Genomic DNA, 20204 nt, shown 5'->3' on the forward strand with positions numbered 1-20204 from the left:
GTTGATTCGCTTTTAGTCACGCTCATATGGGATGGACTCTGGGATATCAGCAAATGGATTTTTTTCATTAATGCGGTCATAAAACATGATGCCGTTCAAATGATCTAATTCATGCTGAAAGGCGATGGCAGACAAGCCTTTAAGGCGCATTTTCTTTTCTTCCCCATCTATAGTTTTAAATTTTACTGTAATGCGTGCATGACGTGGGACGTATCCAGGAACATTACGATCAACGGAAAGACAACCTTCTCCAGCAGAAAGGTATGTGTTTTCAACTGAATGGCTGACAATTTTGGGGTTTATGGCTACGAAGCTTAATTGTTCACCAGCATCATCTTGCAAATGAAGTGCAAACATACGCTGTAGACTATTTACTTGATTGGCAGCTAAGCCGATGCCGCTACGTAAATTATATTTTTCTGCCATTTCAGGATCTTGGCTGTTAATTAAGTACTGAAGCATATCTTCAGCAAGCTGTCTTGTTTCATCAGATAAAGGGAATTTAACTTCCTCTGCTTTCGTGCGTAAAGTCGGATGACCTTCGCGGATAATATCATCCATTAAAATCATATAGTAATCTTCCTTTCATCTTTGTAGTGCTCTATTTATAAGTATACATCACGTCTAAAAACAATCACATGAAAAAAGACCTTATTTGAATATACTTAAAAAATTTTTCGAATGCTATTAGATTTTCTAGAATGGGGTATTCTACTATTGGAAAACCTGTTGGAAAACTTAAGAATTACAAGGCGTAAAAATGGTGTTCTAATACAGATTTTTGATATTGGTAATACAGTATAGGACAGAGATGATTAATTGTTATTTTAGAAAAAATCTTTGTTTATAGCCGTAATATATGATTGACCGACAGTATTTTATTCAGTATACTGAGTGTCAAGAATAAGTTGTACTAGTCAAAAAGGTGATTTATTTTAATACAGCTGAAAGGGAGATGTGACAAATGAGCAAGAAAAACAATAATATTTTTGATGCTAAACAAACGCTAACTGAAATCGAAGATAAGTTTGAAATGTTTCAAATTTTGAATGAAGAAGGCGAAATTATAAATAATGAGGCAGATCCTAAATTATCGGATGAAGAATTAGTTGAACTAATGACACGTATGGTTTATACACGTATTTTAGACCAACGTTCAATCTCACTGAACCGTCAAGGCCGTTTAGGTTTCTATGCACCAACGGCAGGTCAGGAAGCTTCTCAGCTTGCTTCACACTTTGCATTAGAACAAGAGGATTGGATTTTACCAGGGTATCGTGATGTTCCACAAATCGTGTGGCATGGCCTACCTTTAGATAAAGCGTTTTTATTCTCTCGTGGACATTTTATGGGGAACCAAGTACCTGAGGGTGTAAATGTTCTAGCACCACAAATTATTATCGGTGCTCAATTTATCCAAGCAGCAGGTGTTGCACTAGGTATTCAAAAGCGTGGGAAAAAAGCTGTTGCAGTAACATATACAGGTGATGGTGGTTCATCACAAGGGGACTTCTATGAAGGTATTAACTTTGCTGGTGCATTTAAATCTCCAGCGATCTTCATTGTACAAAATAACCAATATGCAATTTCTACACCGCGTGAACTACAAACTGCTGCAAAAACAATCGCTCAAAAAGGTGTGGCAGCAGGTTTACCAAGTATTTTAGTAGATGGAATGGATGCGCTTGCAGTTTACGTAGCAACTCGTGATGCACGTGAGCGAGCTGTTAATGGTGAAGGTCCAACGTTAATTGAAACAATGTGTTACCGTTATGGCCCACATACAATGGCTGGGGATGACCCAACGCGTTACCGTACTTCTGATACAGATACTGAATGGGCTCAAAAAGACCCACTTGTTCGCTTCCGTAAATACCTAGAAGCAAAAGGCTTATGGGATGAGAAGAAAGAAGAAGCAGTCATTGAGCGTGCTAAAGAAGAAATTAAAGAAGCCATCAAAAAAGCTGATGCTGCTCCAAAACAAAAAGTAACAGAGCTGATGGAAAACATGTATAAAGGCGAAATGCCATCTAATTTAAAAGAACAGTATGAAATCTATAAAGAGAAGGAGTCGAAATAACCTATGGCACAAATGACGATGATTCAAGCAATTACAGATGCACTTCGCACAGAATTAAAGAATGATGAAAACGTTCTTGTATTCGGGGAAGATGTAGGTGTCAACGGTGGGGTATTCCGCGCGACAGAAGGCCTACAAAAAGAATTCGGAGTTGACCGCGTTTTTGATACGCCGTTAGCAGAATCAGGTATTGGTGGCTTAGCAATCGGTCTTTCTCTACAAGGATTCCGTCCAGTTCCTGAAATTCAATTCTTCGGCTTCGTTTATGAAGTAATGGATTCAATCAGTGGTCAATTAGCACGTATGAGCTACCGTAGTGGCGGCGTATACAACGCACCAGTAACAATTCGCTCACCATTCGGTGGTGGTGTGCATACTCCTGAGATGCACTCAGATAGCTTAGAAAGCTTAATGACTGCACAACCAGGTTTAACGGTAGTTGTACCATCAACACCATACGATGCAAAAGGTTTACTAATTTCATCTATTCGCAACGACAACCCAGTTATTTTCTTAGAACATTTAAAACTTTACCGTTCATTCCGTGAAGAAGTACCAGAAGAAGCATACGAAATTCCACTAGGAAAAGCGGATGTAAAACGTGAAGGTAAAGATTTAACAATTGTTGCTTACGGTTTAATGGTTCATGAAAGCTTAAAGGCTGCGGAAGAACTTGAAAAAGAAGGCCACTCTGTTGAAGTAATTGATTTACGTACAATTCAACCAATTGATATCGAAACAATTATTGCGTCTGTAGAAAAAACAGGTCGTGCAATCGTTGTACAAGAAGCACAAAAACAAGCAGGTATCGCGGCAAATGTAGTAGCAGAAATTACTGAACGCGCAATTTTAAGCTTAGAAGCGCCTGTTCTTCGTGTGGCTGCACCAGATACTGTGTACCCATTCCCACAAGCTGAAGGTGTTTGGTTACCAAACTACAAAGATGTAATGGAAACAGCGAAAAAAGTTTTAACATTCTAATGAAGCTTCTAAACTTGAACATCGGTAAATAGAAAGGATGGGTACACATGGCATTTGAATTCAGATTACCGGATATTGGCGAGGGAATTCACGAAGGCGAAATCGTGAAATGGTTCGTCAAGGCTGGAGATACAGTAAAAGAAGACGATATTCTTTGTGAAGTACAAAATGATAAAGCAGTAGTAGAAATTCCTTCACCAGTTGAAGGAACAGTAGAGGAAGTTTTAGTAGGAGAAGGAACAGTTGCCATTGTAGGCGATGTTTTAATCCGATTGGATGCACCTGGCTATGAAGACTTAAAGCTAAAAGGTGATAGTCACGCTGAAGAGAAAACTGAAGCACAAGTTCAAGCAACAGCTGAATCTGGTCAGAACGTAGAAAAAGCTCCTGCAAAAGAGGAGAAAGCACCAGAGCAAGCACCTGAAAAAGCTGAAACAGTTGTTGATGAAACAAAACGTGTGATTGCGATGCCTTCTGTCCGCAAATTTGCACGCGATAACGACGTAAACATCCGTGAAGTAAAAGGTTCAGGCAAAAATGGTCGTATTTTGAAAGAAGATATTACAAACTTCTTAAATGGTGGAGGTACTGTTGACACTGAATCAGCAACTGGAGTGACAGTTGAAGAAGCGGTTCAACAAGAAACTACTACTTCAGCAGCACCAGTTGTTCTTGAAGGGGAATTCCCAGAAACTCGTGAGAAAATGTCTGGTATTCGAAAAGCGATTGCGAAAGCAATGGTACACTCGAAACAAACGGCTCCACATGTTACACTAATGGATGAAGTCGATGTAACAGCTCTTGTAGCGCATCGTAAAAAATTCAAAGATATCGCAGCTGAAAAAGGTGTTAAATTAACATACTTACCTTATGTAGTAAAAGCACTTATCTCAACATTACGCGAATTCCCAGAATTTAATCGCTCTTTAGATGATGCAACACAAGAAATTATCCAAAAGCATTACTACAATATTGGTATTGCAGCGGATACTGAAAAAGGTTTACTTGTCCCAGTTATCAAGCATGCAGATCGCAAGTCTGTATTTGCAGTGTCAAATGAAATCAATGAGTTAGCGACTAAAGCCCGTGAAAGTAAACTTGCGCCACATGAAATGAAAGGTGCATCTATGTCTATTACGAATATTGGTTCTGCAGGAGGTCAATGGTTTACACCAGTAATTAACCATCCTGAAGTAGCAATTCTAGGTATTGGTCGAATTTCAGAAAAACCTGTAATAAAAAATGGTGAAATTGTAGCCGCACCTGTGTTAGCATTATCATTGAGCTTTGATCATCGTATGATCGATGGAGCCACTGCGCAAAATGCTTTAAATCACTTGAAGCGTTTGTTAAGTGAGCCAGAATTATTATTAATGGAGGCGTAACAAAAATGGTAGTAGGAGATTTCCCAATCGAAACAGATACTCTTGTCATTGGTTCAGGTCCTGGAGGATATGTAGCAGCAATTCGTGCAGCTCAAACTGGCCAAAAAGTAACAATCGTTGAAAAAAATGTACTTGGTGGTGTGTGCTTAAACGTAGGTTGTATTCCATCAAAAGCATTAATTTCAGTAGGTCACCGTTTTGAGCAAGCTAAACATTCAGATGACATGGGAATCATCGCTTCTGATGTGAAATTAGACTTCTCAAAAGCACAAGCATTTAAAGACAGCGTTGTTAAAAAATTAACTGGCGGTGTTGAAGGCTTACTTAAAGGGAACAAAGTTGAAATTGTACAAGGTGAAGCTTATTTCGTTGACGCTCATTCAGTGCGTATCATCAATGGTGAATCTGCTCAAACTTACACATTTAACAATGTCATTATTGCAACAGGTTCTCGTCCAGTTGAAATTCCTACATTCAAATTCTCTGAGCGCGTACTAAATTCTACTGGTGCACTTTCTTTACAAGAAGTACCTGGTAAATTAGTAGTAATTGGTGGAGGTTACATTGGTACAGAGTTAGGATCTGCTTATGCAAACCTTGGCTCACAAGTAACAATTATTGAAGGCGGAAAAGATATTTTAGCTGGCTTCGAAAAACAAATGACTCAAATCGTGAAAAAAGGCCTTAAAAAGAAAGGCGTTGAAATGGAAGTAAACGCATCTGCAAAAGGCGTTGAAGAAACAGAAAACGGCGTAGTTGTAACTTATGAAGTTGGCGGAGAAGAGAAAAAAGTTGAAGCTGATTATGTATTAGTTACTGTAGGTCGTCGTCCAAATACTGATGAAATGGGCCTTGCTGAAATCGGTGTTGAATTCGGTGAACGCGGTCTAATCAATGTTGATAAACAATGTCGTACAAATATTTCAAATATCTATGCAATTGGTGATATCGTTGCTGGTCCTCAGCTTGCACATAAAGCTTCTTACGAAGGTAAAGTTGCTGCTGAAGCAATTGCTGGTGAAAAATCAGTTGTTGATTATCTTGCTGTACCTGCTGTATGTTTCACAGATCCAGAAATGGCGACAGTTGGTTACAACGAAGAACAAGCAAAAGCAGAAGGTATCGAGTACACTGCAGCGAAATTCCCATTTGCAGCAAATGGTCGTGCTCTTGCACTAAACCAATCAGAAGGTTTCGTGAAGCTTGTTGCTCGTAAAGAAGATGGCTTATTAATCGGTGCTCAAATCGTAGGTGCTGGTGCATCTGATATGATCGCTGAAATGGGCTTAGCAATTGAAGGCGGAATGACTGCTGAAGACATCGCATTAACAATTCATGCTCACCCAACATTAGGGGAAATTACAATGGAAGCTGCTGAAGTATTACTTGGCAACCCAATTCACATTGTAGCAAAAAAATAATGTAAAACCGTTTAAACGGCTATAAAGCGAAATGCTTTGTAGCCGTTTTGTATATTATCTATAATTTTGTTAAAGTAAATATATTGTTAAGAATATTCGAAAATATTTGGGGTGATTATAATGGAACTAGGCTTAAAGGGGAAAGTAGCAATTATAACAGGATCGAGTAAAGGTATTGGCTATTATACGGCCATGCAACTTGTTAAAGAGGGTGCTCAGGTTGTACTTTGTGCACGTGGAGAAAAACAGCTACAGGTGGCCGCTGGGTGTATTAAAAATGAAACAGGTGTAGATGTTTTAATTGTTCCAACAGATATTACTAAGGAAAAAGATTGTAAGAATCTAATTGAGCGTACGGTCGAACATTTTGGACACGTTGATATTCTCATTAATAATGCTGGGACAGCTTCAGCAAATCCTTTTGAAACGGTGAGTAGTGAGCTGTGGCAAGCAGATTTAGATTTAAAGGTATTTGGCGCTATACATTGCTCAAAATATGCAGCACCATATATGCGTAAGGCTGGTGGGGGTGCAATCGTTAATGTGACTGCGGTGATGGCTAAGACGCCTCCTGCTAGCTCGCTTCCTACGACTGTCAGCCGTGCTGCGGGACTTGCTTTGACTAAAGCGATGAGCAAGGATTTAGGAAAGGATAATATCCGCGTCAATTCCGTATGTATTGGGCTTATTCGAAGTGATCAAATCGAAAAGAAATGGAAAAAGGAAGATCCAAGTTTATCGTGGGAAGACTATTCTCGTAAAGTAGGGCAAGCTATTCCACTTGGTCGTGTAGGTGATACGCAAGAAGCGGCCAACGTTATTACATTTTTAGTATCTGATGCAGCAAGTTATGTTACGGGGACTTCATTGAATATTGATGGTGGCTCTGGTCACGCATTATAGAGAAAAATCCACTATACTTCCATTGATAGAATGTGTAGTGGATTTTATGATTATCCTTCTTCATTAATCAGAACATTTTTACCACGCATTTTCATGAGCAGTGGTATAAGTAACCACGAAATAGCAGCTACTAAAAATAGTAATGATAATGGCTTTGCTACAAATATAGAAAAGTCACCATTAGATATAGTTAATGCACGACGCATATTATTTTCAATCATTGGCCCTAGTACAAGTGCAAGTACTAAAGGTGCCACTGGATAGTCATTTTTGGCAAATAGATAGCCGAGCACACCACAAGCTAATAATAAAAATAAATCAAAAGTGGCGAATTGTACGGCATACACACCAAAAATTGAAATTGCAACAATAATGGGCAATAAATATTTTTTCGGTGTTTCTATGATTTTTGCAAAGATACGAACGAGAGGCATGTTTAATGCTAATAACATTAAGTTTCCTATAAACATACTGGCAATTAATCCCCAAGCGACTTGAGGATGCTCTTCAAATAATAATGGACCTGGCTGAATATTATACATAATAAGTGCACCCATTAAAATAGCAGTTGTACCTGAACCGGGGATACCTAATGTTAGCAATGGAATCATTGCGCCTCCTGATGCAGCATTGTTCGCTGATTCAGGTCCAGCAACACCGGCAATATGGCCTTTTCCAAACTTCTCAGGTGTCTTACTGAATTTCTTTTCGGTAATATAAGAAAAGAATGAGGCAAGTGTTGCGCCTGCACCAGGTAAAACGCCAATGAAAAATCCTAGTAGTGAACCGCGAGCAATAGGAATAGCGCTTTCCTTTAAATCCTGCTTTGTTGGTAATACACGATTAATTTTTGCTAATTGACCATCTTCTTCATCTCTTTCAAGAATCGTTTTAAATACTTCCCCTAACGCGAATAAACCAACAGCAATTGTTAAAAATTCAATACCCGAGAACAGCATGGGCTGACCAAATGTAAAGCGTTCGATACCAGATACGGCATCAATACCAACTGTCCCGAGCATCAGTCCTAAGGCGGTCATAATTAAAGCTTTTGTAATAGAGCGGCCTGCAAGTCCACTTACTGCAGCAAGCCCTAGTAGCATTAATGAAAAGTATTCTGCTGGTCCAAATTTAAGTGCTAATTTTGATAATGGATTCGCTAATAGTATTAGACCAAGTAATGCTATAACACCAGCACAAAATGAACCAATGGCTGCAATGGAAAGAGCACTTCCGGCACGTCCTTGCTTAGCCATTTGGTAGCCATCCAATGTTGTAACAACTGATGAGGATTCACCAGGTGTATTTAATAGAATCGAAGTTGTTGAACCACCATACATGGCTCCATAGTAAACCCCTGCAAGTAAGATAATTGAGCTCGTAGCGGCGGCCTCCGTAGGTAATCCCGCTGTAATGGTTGCCGTTACTGGGATTAATAAAGCAACGCCGCTCATTGGACCTATGCCAGGAAGGACACCAACCGCTGTTCCAATTATGACACCGACAAGAGCGAATAAAAGATTTTGCCATTGAAAAGCAATCGCAAATCCATCAGCTAAAAATTGCAATGTCGACATATGTTCACTCCTTTACATTAAAAAGTTGGGAAGCTAGGCAATGAACCGCCTAGTAAACTTGTAAATAAATAATAGACACCAATTGAAAATCCAGCTGCAATAATGATTGAATAAATAAGCTTTGCTCGTTCCATCGTTTGGAAGCTAATACATAAAAATAAAAACGTTGTGATCACATAGCCTATTTTTTCTAGGAAGAATACATAGGCAATCGCACTACCAAAAATGATTAAAAATTTCTTGAGCTCAGTAGAGGAGGTTTTAGAAGGTGCAGTGGGTCCTCCTATGATTCGCTCCCTTACAGCATTTTTCCATGATTCATAAAATAGTTGAAGACTTAATAAACCTAAAATAATACCTAAACCTAGTGGAAATATTTTAGGACCGACTGTAGATCCATAAGCACTATCAGAAATTTGCGTTGCTTGAAATATAAATAAAATGCTAACAGCTAATAGGATAATGCTAAATGTTTTATCAAATGTGTAATTCAATCGTTTACACCTCCGTTGATAATAAATGTAGGTTGCACAAGTAGATCTTATTGGATGGAAATACTTGTGCTCTTTTGCAACACAGTCTATTCTTTACTTTTGCATACCAAGAGCTGTCAGTAGTTCTACGATGATTTTATTTTGATTGTCTAGATATGTGGTAAATTCCTCTGCATTTCGGTATTCTGCTTGCCAGCCATTACGTGTCACCTCAGCTTGCCATTCTTCTGATTCAGACATTGCTTGTAATTTTTCGGACCAGTAGGTAACCGCATCTTCACTCATATTTTTTGGACCAAAAATACCACGCCATATAGTAAATTCTTCATCAATACCAGCCTCTTTAAATGTAGGAACTTCTGCTAGCTCACCTTCTAATCGCTCAGAGGAACTTACGGCTAATACGCGTACATCTCCTGATTTAACATAAGTAGCGATTGTGGAAGCATCTGTTGCTATGACATCAGCGTTGCCGCCTAGTAATGCGGTTACAGCTTCACCACCACCATCGTAAGAAACGTATTTAATTGTTTTTAAGTCTATACCGGCTTTATAGGCGGGGATAATCCCCACTAGATGATCCATAGAGCCTGGTGCAGAGCCACCTGCTAACGTAACATCTTTTGGCGAATCTTTTAGGGCATTTAATACATCTTCAAGCGTTTGGAATGGCGAATCCTCTTTAACAACAATTGCACCATAGTCACGCGTTAATTGTGCTAAAGGCGTAGTGTCCTTGTAGCCAAATTTACTATTTCCTTCAGCTTTTTCATGATTAATAAGAATTGGCGGTGATTTAACCATTAACATATAATCATTGCTTGCTTCCTTTGTAGCAAATGTTGCCATAAAGGCAGCGCCACCACCACCAGGCTTGTTTTCGACTTGAATCGATTTATTAATTAAACCTGTATCATTCATTGTTTTTGCTACTGCACGAGCTGTTAAATCCCAACCACCGCCCGCACCTGATGGAGCAACAATGGTAATATTACTTTTCGGATAATTACTTGCTTGCTTTCCATCAGCTGTTTCTCCATTTGATGAAGAACAACCAACTAAACTAGTAAATAGTAAGCCAGCTATCATAACTTTTGAAATCTTCCTCCACATAAAAATCCCCCTTAAAAATAAAATGATAGCGCTATCAATCGAGCGCTATCATAACTATAACTTATATCAGAATTGTTAAAATATTGTGGTGATATTGTGGATTAACGTCATTTTGTGCATAAAGTTTATGAGAAAATAAAGTATCGTCGTTCAGGACGACCAACTGTGCCATAAGTTAGCTCAATATAGGCCTGCTTTTGTGTGACTAAAAATTCTAAATAACGGCGAGCAGTGGAACGACTTACACCAATATTTTTCCCTAACAGTTCAGCTGTACTACCACCTTTCATTGTACTTAAATAGTTGATGACATGATTCATCGTTGTTAAATCAATGCCTTTTGGTAATAGTAGCTGTGTATCTTCAGAGATGGATGAAGTCGCTTTTGGCCAAAGGTATTGAAGCTTTTCTTGTGTAAATTTCTCATTATTTTGGAGTAGTAGATGTTTGTAACGGAATTTTTCTATACTTTCTTTTAATTGATCAAATGTAAATGGCTTTAAAATATAGTCTGTAACATTTTTACGATACGCTTTTTGTACAATGTGAGCCTCTGTGGCAGCAGTAATCAAAATAATGCTACTAGTTGGACTAATTGTATTGATTTTATCGATTAAATCCACACCTAATATATCTGGTAAAAATACATCGAGTAATATTAGCTGTGGTGAAAATGATTGTAGCCAATCTAAAGCTTCTTCTCCAGTGTTTGCACACGCAATTACTGTAAATCCTTCAATTTTATCTAAAAAACGACGATGTACATCTGCTACACGTACATCGTCTTCAATTACTAGTACTTCGATATTAGTCATTGTTAATAATCCCCCTTTTACTAATAGATACGATAAATAGGGCACCTCCTAAATCGCCTTCCCCAAGAGCGAGTGTGCCATTTAAATCTTGGATGCTGGAAATTACTTTCCTTAACCCATAGCCTCGATGCTTCCTATCTTTTGTTGAAATATTTTCTGAAAACAATACATCTAGTTTTTCTTGTGCTATGCCATTGCCAGAATCCTCGACCTCAAAAATGATTTCTTCTCCATTATCAAATATAAAAAGCCTTACTATAGGCCGTTGCTCTTTATTTTTTTCGACCTCTTCAAAAGCATTGGTTAGTAAATTACCCATAATCGAAATAATAAGGCCTTTTTCTATATTTTCAGGAAAGATATCTAAATAACTATCCTCATCAAATATCAGCTGAATTTTTAATTCACGCGCACGATTAAAAAATCCGATAATTAAACCATTTAAGAATGGGTCTTTAACACGATTTGTAATAAATTGTGTTAAAGAGGAATGTCCTTGTACCTCTTTATGAATAATTGTTAAAGCCTCATCGGATGCATTTAATTGAATAAGGCCAGAAACGGTATAAAGGATATTATTAAACTCATGTGTTTGTGCACGTAAAGCTTCTGTATATTGTTTTACTTGTGATAATTCAATCGCCATTTGCTCAATTTCTGATTGTAGCCGGAAACTTGCTACAGCACCGACAATTTTACCTTTCACCTTCATAGGAACGCGGTTGACAATAATTTCATCACCGTTGACAATCATCAATTTATCAAGCTGTTTTTCACCATTCATCAATACATTCAGTAGATGTGTATTTGGAATATGTTGCTTAATATTATCGCCAATAATAGAAGCAGCATCGGGTAAATTTAAGATATTGGCGGCGGCGTTGTTTAACGTTGTAATTTCACCTTTATCATTGACCGTAATAATAGCTTCCCGCACGGATTCTATTAAAGTATTTTTTTCTGTTAATAGATTGGCAATTTCATTTGGCTCCAAATTAAAAATTTGCTTTTTAATATTCCGGGATAAAATAATGGAGCCGATAATTCCAATGGTGAGTGCAATAATGATCGTATAAAAAATATTATCCAAGTATAAAAAATATAAGTTATCTAATTCACTCGTTAAATAGCCAATGGACACAACTCCTAAAATGGCTCCATTACTATCAACGATAGGCGCTTTTCCACGAATAGATTGTCCCATTGAACCATCGGCAATTGAAATATAAGATTCACCGTTGATCAATGCTTTGTCGTTATCATCACCAACCATCGATTTGCCAATACGATCGGCGAGAGGGTGGGTGTAGCGAATGCCATTTTTATCACCGATTACAACATACGTGGCTTTTGCAGCGTCCATAATATCATCGCTAATTGTTTGCAGACTTTTTGACGGGTTGTCAGTGTGAAAGGCTTCTATAACGTCGCCCCTACTAGCAGTTGTTTCCGCCAAGTATAGTGCTCGATTACCAATTTGTGTTTGCAGTGCATCAGAAATCGTTACGTAAAAAAGTAAACCAGCTAAAGTGACGATAAGAAAAATTAAAAAGCTACTGTAATAAGCAAAGCGAGTTTGGAGTTTTAATGTTTTAAGGATAATAGAAGATCCCACCTTATTGTGTATTATGGAAATTATAGTATTGTTTGAAAAATGAGTATCTTTTGTAATTTTCGATTATATATAAAATTTCTGAAATTTGCTAGCTAGTGATGAAAATTTAAAGGCGATAGGTGGTGGATATTCATAATAAGGAAAGAACGCTATTTGAATAGTCCGAGTGACAAATTACCCTAAATATCGATGAAAACACTATATATGTATACATGTGATTTTTGGGAATATGGAACTTAGCTCTTTCTGATGCTGATTATTATTTTTCTAAAATTACAATAGACAGAAAATTCCTACAGATGTAGAATGAACGATATAGGGGGTGAAAAGTAGCGAAATGTTGAACGAAAATTTTGCTGCGATGTTGTTGAGAGTTGTTCGGATTATTGTTCAAATCGGCATACTGACCATTTTTTATTATATGGGAGTAGGAATTGTTACTTATTTACACATACCGCTTCCAGGAAGTGTCATTGGATTACTGTTATTAGTACTTTCACTCATTTTTAAAATCATTAAGGTTGAATATATTCAAGATGGTGCAAGTTTTTTAATTGGCGTTTTAACGCTGTTTTTCATACCAGCAACAGTGGGCGTTATTGATTACCCAGAACTCATGTCAATCACTGGCTTGCTTATCATTCTAGCCGTTATTGCTAGTACATTAATCTCTATTTATGTCACAGGATTACTGACGCAACTAATTGAGAAGAAAGAATTAAAGAAAAAGGAAGGAACGGAGTCTATTCTTGAAGAAGGAAAGGGTGAGTTAACGGTTGATTGAAGCAATTGTTGTCCTGAGCACCATCATTATGTTCATATTATTTACGAAGCTTTATCAGCGATTTCCGCATCCTATTATGATTCCTTTAGTCACGACTACAGTTGTTAGTGCAGTGATTTTACTAATATTTAATATTCCATATTCTACATATATGGTGGGTGGAGAATGGCTTCAGAAAATGCTTGGGCCAGCTGTAGTCGCACTTGCCTATCCTCTTTATAATCAACGAGCTATTATTATCAAATATAAATATTCTATTTTATCAGGGCTCTTCATCGGCATGGTGACAGGATTAGTGACTATTTTCGTGCTGTTAAAATGGATTGGTGTAAAATCTAGTTGGATGCTGACAGCCTTGCCTAAATCTTTAACGACGCCTGTTGGAATGCAGGTCAGCGAAACAATAGGGGGTATTCCGCCACTAACAGCTGTTTTTGTCATGATAGCAGGGTTTGTAGGAGCTATTATTGGTCCTTTAGTTATTAAGTATGGCAAAATCGACTCGGCCGTTAGTAGAGGGGTGGCAGTGGGCAGTGCCTCGCATGGTGTAGGACTTGTGAAATTAAGGGAATATGGAGAACAGGAATTATCAGTTGGTTCATTATCAATGGGCTTAACGGCTATTATTGGGGCATTTTTCTGTCCATTATTTGTGTATTTATTTTTATAAAAATTTTCACTTTAGGAGTTGTCTCAACTGTTTAGAGACAACTCATTTATTTTTTCTCAATAATGAATTGAATGGTATGGGCTAGTCCAGTGTGTAACGCTCCTTCATGGCGTATTTGCTCACCTGTAAAAAAATGGATAATTTTGTGTGGCTCACACCATTGCAGGATATCTTTTGGGTCATATAAAAAATCAAGCTGCTGTGGACCACCAGACGCATAGGCGAGCTGATAAATAGAATATAATTCCATCATAATCCGTCCGCCTTGCTTCACTGAATCGATAATCTTTTGGATGACTGCCTGCTGTTGTTGCAATGGAAAATGACCAAAAACCATAATAGCCGCATCATATTTCTCCACAGGAAGCTCATCCAGTAGTAAATCGGTTAGCCTAGTTTGAACTGACACATGCTGTTTCTGGGCTAATTCTTCTGTTTTCGCAAGACCACTTTGTGCATAATCATAGGCAGTGACAGTATGGCCCTTAGAGGCTAAAAAAACAGCATTGCGCCCTTCACCTTCAGCATAGGCTGCGATATTAGGGGATTCTTTCAAAAAAGATACATAATCTTTAATAAAGGCATTTGGTTGTTCGCCATAAACGTATTCAGATTCTAGAAAACGTTGATTCCATGTATTCATGAATCATTCCTCCTTTTCTCTATTGTAGATAATGTGCATTTGTTATTCTAACTTTTAGCTTATAAAATCAACTAATAAATGCTCGTTGCATATTTAATTGCGATCTATTTTGTAATAAATAATACGGATGATTTTGAAAATCGTTTAAAGAAATTAAGGGAACAGCATCACTATACTCAGGATGAAGTGGTAGAGTATTTATAATATTTCAAGGCAGGCTGTGTCTAAATGGCAGTTAGGAAAAGGTTATCCTGATATAGATAATTTTATTAAATGTGAAAGAGAAATTTTCTAAAGTAGCTACGGTTTTCGTTAAAACAGTTGGAGATTTTTTATGGCATTATTGGTAGTTAGCTTTTCCGATTATATTGATACTAACCTCTGCTTTTTATAAATAATGAAAAAGCTAGCTCTTCAAGAAGAGCTAGCTTTTAAGATTAAATAATAGGTTTTCTTTCTTTAATAACACGAATCGTTTTTAATGTTGAATCCTCTGGTCCCTGAACGGGTAAACCCGCCTCAATATTCATTTGAATATAATGAATATTTTCTTGAGTAATTATTTCCCCGGGAATAAAAATTGGAATTCCAGGAGGATATACCATAATAAATTCTGCACAAATACAGTTATCTGCTTCAGCAAGTGGAACTACCTCAGTATCAGCATAAAATGCATCACGAGGTGACATAGCTAGCGCTGGAATATCTGGGACATTCACGACAGCTTCTGTGATAGCCGCTTCTGAATCAAATGCTTTTGACATACGAGATAATGCATTGACTAAAAGATTAATTTCTTTTTTCGTATCTCCTAATGTCACTAAACATAAAATATTGTAAAGGTCAGACAATTCTACTTCGATATTGGCGTTATAACGTAACCATTCCTCAGCTCTATGCCCAGAAATACCCAAATCCTTGACGCTAATAAGAAGTTTCAAAGGGTCCATATCATAAGTAGCGGATGAATGTAGTTTTTCCTTGCCTGCACATTTTAAATGTGGGATTTGGTTGATTCGTTTACGAGCATCCTTTGCTAAACGTAATGCATCGTCAATTAAATCATATCCGTGAATCGCTAATTGACGTCGAGCTGTGTCAAGGGAAGCGAGCAATGGATAAGATGTTGATGTCGTTGTTAGCATAGAAAAAACAGCTTGTACGCGTTTTGCTGAAACAAGTCCTTCTCGAACATTTAAAATGGACGTTTGTGTCATAGAACCACCAAGCTTATGAACACTTGTAGCAGCCATGTCGGCACCTGCCTCCATTGCTGAATAGGGAAGGTCATCATGGAATTTAATGTGTACACCATGTGCTTCATCTACTACTACTGGAATATCACGGCTATGAGTGATTTCGACAATGCGTTTTAAATCTGCTGTGAAGCCATAATAAGTTGGATTAATAACTAGCACAGCTTTTGTATCAGGATAAGCATTTAATGCTTTTTCGACAGCCTCAGGGGATATGCCATGAGAAATCCCGTATTCACTATCGACTTCAGGATGAATAAAAATTGGAATTGCACCAGCGAAAACTATCGCCGACATAATAGATTTATGGACATTCCGCGGCACTAGAATCTTATCACCTGGACCAACGACGGTCAGAATCATCGTCATGATGGCGCCACTAGTACCTTGAACGGAAAAGAATGTATGATCAGCACCAAAAGCTTCTGCTGCAAGATTTTGCGCTTCTTTAATAGCACCCTTTGGTGAATGTAAATCGTCTAGTGGAGCAATATTAATTAAATCAATTGATAAAACGTTGTCGCCGACGAATTCTCGGAAAGCAGGGTCCATCCCTTGCCCTTTCTTATGGCCTGGAATATGGAACTGAATAGGATGTCTGTTCCGATGTTTAAGTAATACGTCGAACAATGGAGTCTCTAGTTGTGACAACGCAGGTACCACCTCACTTTAAATTATCTAAGAAAACAAATGAATTATAGCACCTAACGACACGAAAAAATAGACTTTTCATAAAAAATAAAAGGATTTTTTAAGGATATCGAGAAATTAATACCGAATGAAGGGGGAGGTATTATGAGTTGGAATACACGGGTGACAGAGCTTTTACAAGTGAAATACCCAATTATTCAAGGCGGTTTAGCGTATTTAGCCTATGCTGATTTAGCGGCGGCTGTGTCGAATGCTGGAGGGTTAGGTCAAATCACAGCTATGAGTTTACGAAACCCTGACTTATTGCGAGCGGAGATTCATAAAGTACGAACATTAACAGATAAGCCTTTTGGCGTAAACTTTGCTATTGGTATGCATGGTACAGGCTATGAGGAAATGGTTGGCGTTGCAGTGGAAGAAGAAGTACCTGTTGTAACGATGACTGGTGGTAATCCTGCACCCATTTTTGATTTATTAGCAGAAACAGATATTAAAAAATTGGTACTTGTAGCTGCACGTAGACAAGCGCAAAAAGCTGAACAGCTTGGAGCAGATGCTGTAATGGTTGTTGGACAAGAGGGTGGCGGACATCTTGGTAGGGATGATGTAGGTACGATGGTGCTCGTCCCACAGGTTGTTGATAGTGTGAAAATCCCAGTGATTGCTTCAGGTGGAATTGGCGATGGCCGAGGCTGGATGGCTGCCCATGCACTGGGAGCTGAAGGAATTGAAATGGGTACTCGTTTTATTGCAACAAAGGAATGTGTTGATGCTTCCGCAGCTTATAAAGAGGCACTATTAGCAAGCACAGAGGCTGATACGACGATCATAAAACGTACTATCGGTGCACCAGCTCGTGCTTTACGTAATGAGTTTACGGCAAAAATTTTAGAAATTGAAGAAAAAGAGCCAACCTACGAAGCGTTAAAGGAATATATAAGTGGTTCAGCGAATAAGCGTTTTATTTATGATGGTGAACAAGAACAAGGCTTTGGTTGGGCTGGACAAGTGACAGGGATGATTCATGATATTCCTACTGTTGAGGAATTAATCAATCGAATGGTTGCAGAAGCGGAAAGTATCCGGTTAAAATGGGGGCAATAATGTAAAGGTGGTTTTGTCGAATGGAATATTCTTATCCGTTTTCAACAGATTGGTCTACAGAGGAGATTGTGGACGTTGTTCAATTTTTTGAAGGGATTGAACAAGCTCATGAAAAGGGCATCAAGCGTGAGGTCATGATGGCTAAATATCGTCGCTTTAAGGAAATTGTTCCTTCACAAGCGGAGGAAAAAACAATATTTCGTGAATTTGAAGAGGCGAGTGGCTATATAAGCTATCCTGTTGTTAAGCAAACAAAAGAAGCCGCAGATGGTACAATGATAAAAATAGTCCCTAAAAAAAATCGATAAAAAAGTGGATGTGAGAACAACTCACATCCGCTTTTTATTTTTTTGTGTTAAAAAACGACATTTTGCATACACTACTTCAACAAATAACATGAGATTAAAGCTTATTTTAAATCCTTACCAACAATGACGTTGTAAAAAGGTAGTAAGCTGTTGAATGTTTGCTCCGTTAACTGGTGGAATTCACTGGCTGATAATTTTATTGCTTGCTCTTTTGGAATATGACGACCAATTAAAAACTCACCTTTTTTTACATCTCGCAGACGTAAAAGTAGTGCCTCAAGCTTGTCTTCTTTCGCTTCTTCAAGTGAAATGGCCTCTGGGGACATATGGTCACCTGACACAATAAAGTCACCAGGTAGCTGCTCAAATAAGGATTGATGAGCGAGTAAACGTTCAGCCATCACATTTTTTTGAGGAGCTTCATAAATAATAGCTAAGACGATGAATAAATGTGAGTGCCATAGACCAATCTGAAAGTGAGGCAATGATTTATAACCTCTTTTATATGGTGCGAAGGCAACCCAACTATCTTTTGGAGGGTTGACAGTTCTTCTAGCGTGTTTGGCAACATGAGGGAAGAATTCTTCAACTAGCTGGCTTGAGAAATAGGCAGCAAAATCATCACCAAGCTGATGGAATTTTGGGCGTACATGATCGTTTAATGCATCCATTCTTTGTTCTAAACCATCTATTTTAAAAACATTAAAATCTTTGTTTGTCCACTTTATTTTCGGCAATTTTATTTTGCTCCTTTCGTTTTATAAGGTTTATTTTACGCTGATTTTGGGAAAAAATCTTTTAACAAGAACTTTATCGAATTTGAAAAGTTTTTGTAAAAAAATTTAAAAAAGGAAGTGTTTTTATGAAACCAATCGTAAAAATTATACGTAAAGTTGACATTGAAAAGCAATATGAACACATTTTACAATTAGAATTAGATTATGAATTAGCTTCGCTTTTTGCAGCGATGAATGAAAAAAATGATATTGAAATTGAAAAAAGTAAAAAACGTCTTGGAGAAATCCAGATGGAACTTGAAAGCTTCCACGCCTATGCGTAATCAAAATTTTATACCCATTTAAAAAATCACTTGCTGAATATTCCGACAGCAGGTGATTTTTATTGTAACAAAGGGTAAAATAGATACTATATCATAGCGTAAAGAATTTCAGTATTTTTTGAAGTTCATGTTGTATATCGCATTAAAGACAATGGACAAGGTAAAATTTATGAATAAAGTGTGAGGAAAGTAAAGGCTTTTTCTTATATTCGAAGGGTGGGTTTTAATTGGATTTACAACAAATGGATGAATTTGCGAAAAGTATAATCTTTGAAGCTGGAAGACGTATTCGAGAAGCTTTTTCGTATAATTTAGTGATCGAGACAAAATCAGGTGCCAATGACCTGGTAACAAATATTGACCGAGAGACCGAGTTATTTTTTATCGACCAAATTAAAGCTTTTAATCCTGCCCACAAAATTTTAGGCGAAGAAGGAATGGGGGAAAAGGTAGAGTCATTAGATGGTGTAGTTTGGATTATTGACCCTATAGACGGCACGATGAATTTTGTTAAACAGCATCGTCACTTTATGATTTCTGTTGGTATTTTTATTAATGGGGTAGGTAAGTTAGGGTACATATTTGATGTCATGCGCGAGGATTTATTTTATGCGATTGAAGGCCAAGGCGCGTGGTATAACGATTCTCCACTGCGGAAACTTCAATCTGTTACGATGGAGGAATCAGTCATTGGTATCAATGCACATTGGGTAGCTCCTAATCGACATATTCATCACGAAAAGGTCATTGAGATGGTCCGCAAAGTTCGGGGCACACGTTCATATGGCTCAGCTTGCATGGAAATCGCATTTGTTGTTAGTGGGAAGTTGGATGCTTATGTTTCCATGCGTCTATCACCGTGGGATATAGCAGGTGGTACCATTATTGCTCAAGAGGTTGGGGCCATTGCCACAAACTTGCACGGAGAAGGCTTTGACTTCTTACATCAAGATACTTTTATTATCGCCAATCCTTCCATTCACAAAGAATTATTGGAAAAATATATTGTACCTTATGAATAAAAAGGAGCCGTCTATTTACTAGACAGCTCCTTTTTTTAACTACAGTAACCCTTGCATACGCAGTTTTCGCTTCATTTTAAAGGCTGTCATGAAAATGACACAAGTAGCCACAATACCTGCTATTGCACCAAATACACTACTAGCCGCCACTGAATAGCCAATTGAGCACATTGCTAAAACAGCTGCTAATGCATAAATAGCCATTACGAATTTTGCACGATTCATAGCCTAGCCTCCTATATAAAAAATTTATAATTCATATATATTTTTTAGAATGATGTAAATTCTAATAAGGACATTTCTATCCTTCTTGTGCTATAAT

21 protein-coding genes are annotated in these 20204 nt (G+C 37.8%); 11 read left to right on the plus strand and 10 right to left on the minus strand.

The features are described from left to right. Positions 1-12: 12 nt before the first annotated feature. Complete coding sequence (def, locus tag AC1Q6O_RS02780; protein WP_008174021.1) at positions 13-570, minus strand: peptide deformylase; 558 nt, start codon at positions 568-570, stop codon at positions 13-15. Between the two features lie 394 nt (positions 571-964). Here def and pdhA point away from each other — a divergent pair, with 394 nt between their 5' ends. The 5 genes from pdhA (at position 965) to AC1Q6O_RS02805 (ending at position 6770) form a co-directional block, all read left to right on the plus strand. Continuing rightward, positions 965-2080, plus strand: a complete 1116-nt coding sequence (gene pdhA, locus AC1Q6O_RS02785) for a pyruvate dehydrogenase (acetyl-transferring) E1 component subunit alpha (RefSeq protein WP_008174019.1) — start codon at positions 965-967, stop codon at positions 2078-2080. A gap of 3 nt (positions 2081-2083) precedes the next feature. Next, positions 2084-3061, plus strand: coding sequence for an alpha-ketoacid dehydrogenase subunit beta (locus AC1Q6O_RS02790; RefSeq protein ID WP_008174017.1), 978 nt, complete (start codon positions 2084-2086; stop codon positions 3059-3061). Between the two features lie 47 nt (positions 3062-3108). Next, a complete protein-coding gene (locus AC1Q6O_RS02795; RefSeq protein ID WP_171366057.1) occupies positions 3109-4446 on the plus strand; it encodes a dihydrolipoamide acetyltransferase family protein in 1338 nt (445 codons plus the stop codon). Between the two features lie 5 nt (positions 4447-4451). Beyond that, entirely contained in the window at positions 4452-5867 is a 1416-nt protein-coding gene (gene lpdA / locus AC1Q6O_RS02800; RefSeq protein WP_089985247.1) for a dihydrolipoyl dehydrogenase, read from the plus strand. A 120-nt stretch (positions 5868-5987) separates the two neighbouring features. Beyond that, the gene (locus AC1Q6O_RS02805) at positions 5988-6770 is read left to right on the plus strand and encodes an SDR family NAD(P)-dependent oxidoreductase (RefSeq protein ID WP_008174012.1); all 783 of its coding nucleotides are present in this window, start codon (positions 5988-5990) and stop codon (positions 6768-6770) included. A gap of 50 nt (positions 6771-6820) precedes the next feature. Here the strand turns inward: AC1Q6O_RS02805 and AC1Q6O_RS02810 are convergent, their stop codons facing one another. From AC1Q6O_RS02810 to AC1Q6O_RS02830, 5 genes are all read right to left on the minus strand, one after another. After that, entirely contained in the window at positions 6821-8347 is a 1527-nt protein-coding gene (locus tag AC1Q6O_RS02810; protein WP_492400908.1) for a tripartite tricarboxylate transporter permease, read from the minus strand. A 17-nt stretch (positions 8348-8364) separates the two neighbouring features. Continuing rightward, positions 8365-8841, minus strand: coding sequence for a tripartite tricarboxylate transporter TctB family protein (locus AC1Q6O_RS02815; protein ID WP_089985251.1), 477 nt, complete (start codon positions 8839-8841; stop codon positions 8365-8367). A gap of 93 nt (positions 8842-8934) precedes the next feature. Beyond that, complete coding sequence (locus AC1Q6O_RS02820) at positions 8935-9954, minus strand: Bug family tripartite tricarboxylate transporter substrate binding protein (RefSeq protein WP_089985253.1); 1020 nt, start codon at positions 9952-9954, stop codon at positions 8935-8937. Positions 9955-10079: 125 nt separating this feature from the next. Further along, positions 10080-10769 (minus strand): response regulator, encoded by a 690-nt coding sequence (locus tag AC1Q6O_RS02825; protein WP_008174005.1) that lies wholly within the window; start codon positions 10767-10769, stop codon positions 10080-10082. Further along, positions 10762-12384: an ATP-binding protein gene (locus AC1Q6O_RS02830; protein ID WP_171366056.1), complete on the minus strand. Its 1623-nt coding sequence runs from the start codon at positions 12382-12384 to the stop codon at positions 10762-10764. The genes AC1Q6O_RS02825 and AC1Q6O_RS02830 overlap by 8 nt, the downstream gene beginning before the upstream one ends. A 337-nt stretch (positions 12385-12721) precedes the next feature. On the opposite strand from AC1Q6O_RS02830, the gene AC1Q6O_RS02835 reads away from it, so the two are divergent. Together AC1Q6O_RS02835 and AC1Q6O_RS02840 are read left to right on the plus strand one after the other, a co-directional pair. Beyond that, on the plus strand, positions 12722-13168 hold the full coding sequence (locus AC1Q6O_RS02835) for a CidA/LrgA family protein (RefSeq protein ID WP_342550817.1): 447 nt from the start codon (positions 12722-12724) through the stop codon (positions 13166-13168). Beyond that, a complete protein-coding gene (locus AC1Q6O_RS02840) occupies positions 13161-13838 on the plus strand; it encodes an LrgB family protein (RefSeq protein WP_008173999.1) in 678 nt (225 codons plus the stop codon). The genes AC1Q6O_RS02835 and AC1Q6O_RS02840 overlap by 8 nt, the downstream gene beginning before the upstream one ends. A 46-nt stretch (positions 13839-13884) precedes the next feature. Here the strand turns inward: AC1Q6O_RS02840 and AC1Q6O_RS02845 are convergent, their stop codons facing one another. Together AC1Q6O_RS02845 and AC1Q6O_RS02850 are read right to left on the minus strand one after the other, a co-directional pair. Beyond that, positions 13885-14481, minus strand: coding sequence for a class I SAM-dependent methyltransferase (locus tag AC1Q6O_RS02845; protein WP_089985257.1), 597 nt, complete (start codon positions 14479-14481; stop codon positions 13885-13887). Between the two features lie 437 nt (positions 14482-14918). Beyond that, positions 14919-16388, minus strand: coding sequence for an aminotransferase class I/II-fold pyridoxal phosphate-dependent enzyme (locus AC1Q6O_RS02850; protein ID WP_036123694.1), 1470 nt, complete (start codon positions 16386-16388; stop codon positions 14919-14921). A 144-nt stretch (positions 16389-16532) separates the two neighbouring features. Here AC1Q6O_RS02850 and AC1Q6O_RS02855 point away from each other — a divergent pair, with 144 nt between their 5' ends. Continuing rightward, positions 16533-17492 carry an NAD(P)H-dependent flavin oxidoreductase gene (locus AC1Q6O_RS02855; RefSeq protein ID WP_492400909.1) on the plus strand — a complete coding sequence of 320 codons (960 nt, stop codon included), beginning with the start codon at positions 16533-16535 and terminating at the stop codon, positions 17490-17492. 20 nt (positions 17493-17512) lie between these two features. Further along, positions 17513-17800 carry a UPF0223 family protein gene (locus AC1Q6O_RS02860; protein WP_008173990.1) on the plus strand — a complete coding sequence of 96 codons (288 nt, stop codon included), beginning with the start codon at positions 17513-17515 and terminating at the stop codon, positions 17798-17800. A gap of 101 nt (positions 17801-17901) precedes the next feature. Here AC1Q6O_RS02860 and AC1Q6O_RS02865 read toward each other — a convergent pair whose 3' ends face one another. After that, the gene (locus AC1Q6O_RS02865) at positions 17902-18537 is read right to left on the minus strand and encodes a YktB family protein (RefSeq protein ID WP_090001966.1); all 636 of its coding nucleotides are present in this window, start codon (positions 18535-18537) and stop codon (positions 17902-17904) included. Between the two features lie 125 nt (positions 18538-18662). On the opposite strand from AC1Q6O_RS02865, the gene AC1Q6O_RS02870 reads away from it, so the two are divergent. Beyond that, a complete protein-coding gene (locus AC1Q6O_RS02870) occupies positions 18663-18860 on the plus strand; it encodes a YkzI domain-containing protein (protein WP_008173987.1) in 198 nt (65 codons plus the stop codon). Between the two features lie 227 nt (positions 18861-19087). Beyond that, positions 19088-19882: an inositol monophosphatase family protein gene (locus tag AC1Q6O_RS02875; protein ID WP_090001963.1), complete on the plus strand. Its 795-nt coding sequence runs from the start codon at positions 19088-19090 to the stop codon at positions 19880-19882. 39 nt (positions 19883-19921) lie between these two features. On the opposite strand, the gene AC1Q6O_RS02880 is transcribed toward AC1Q6O_RS02875, so the two are convergent. Beyond that, positions 19922-20107, minus strand: coding sequence for a DUF5325 family protein (locus AC1Q6O_RS02880; protein WP_008173985.1), 186 nt, complete (start codon positions 20105-20107; stop codon positions 19922-19924). Between the last annotated feature and the right edge of the window lie 97 nt (positions 20108-20204).

Source organism: Lysinibacillus sp. GW823-FHT06C08 (assembly GCF_058795135.1).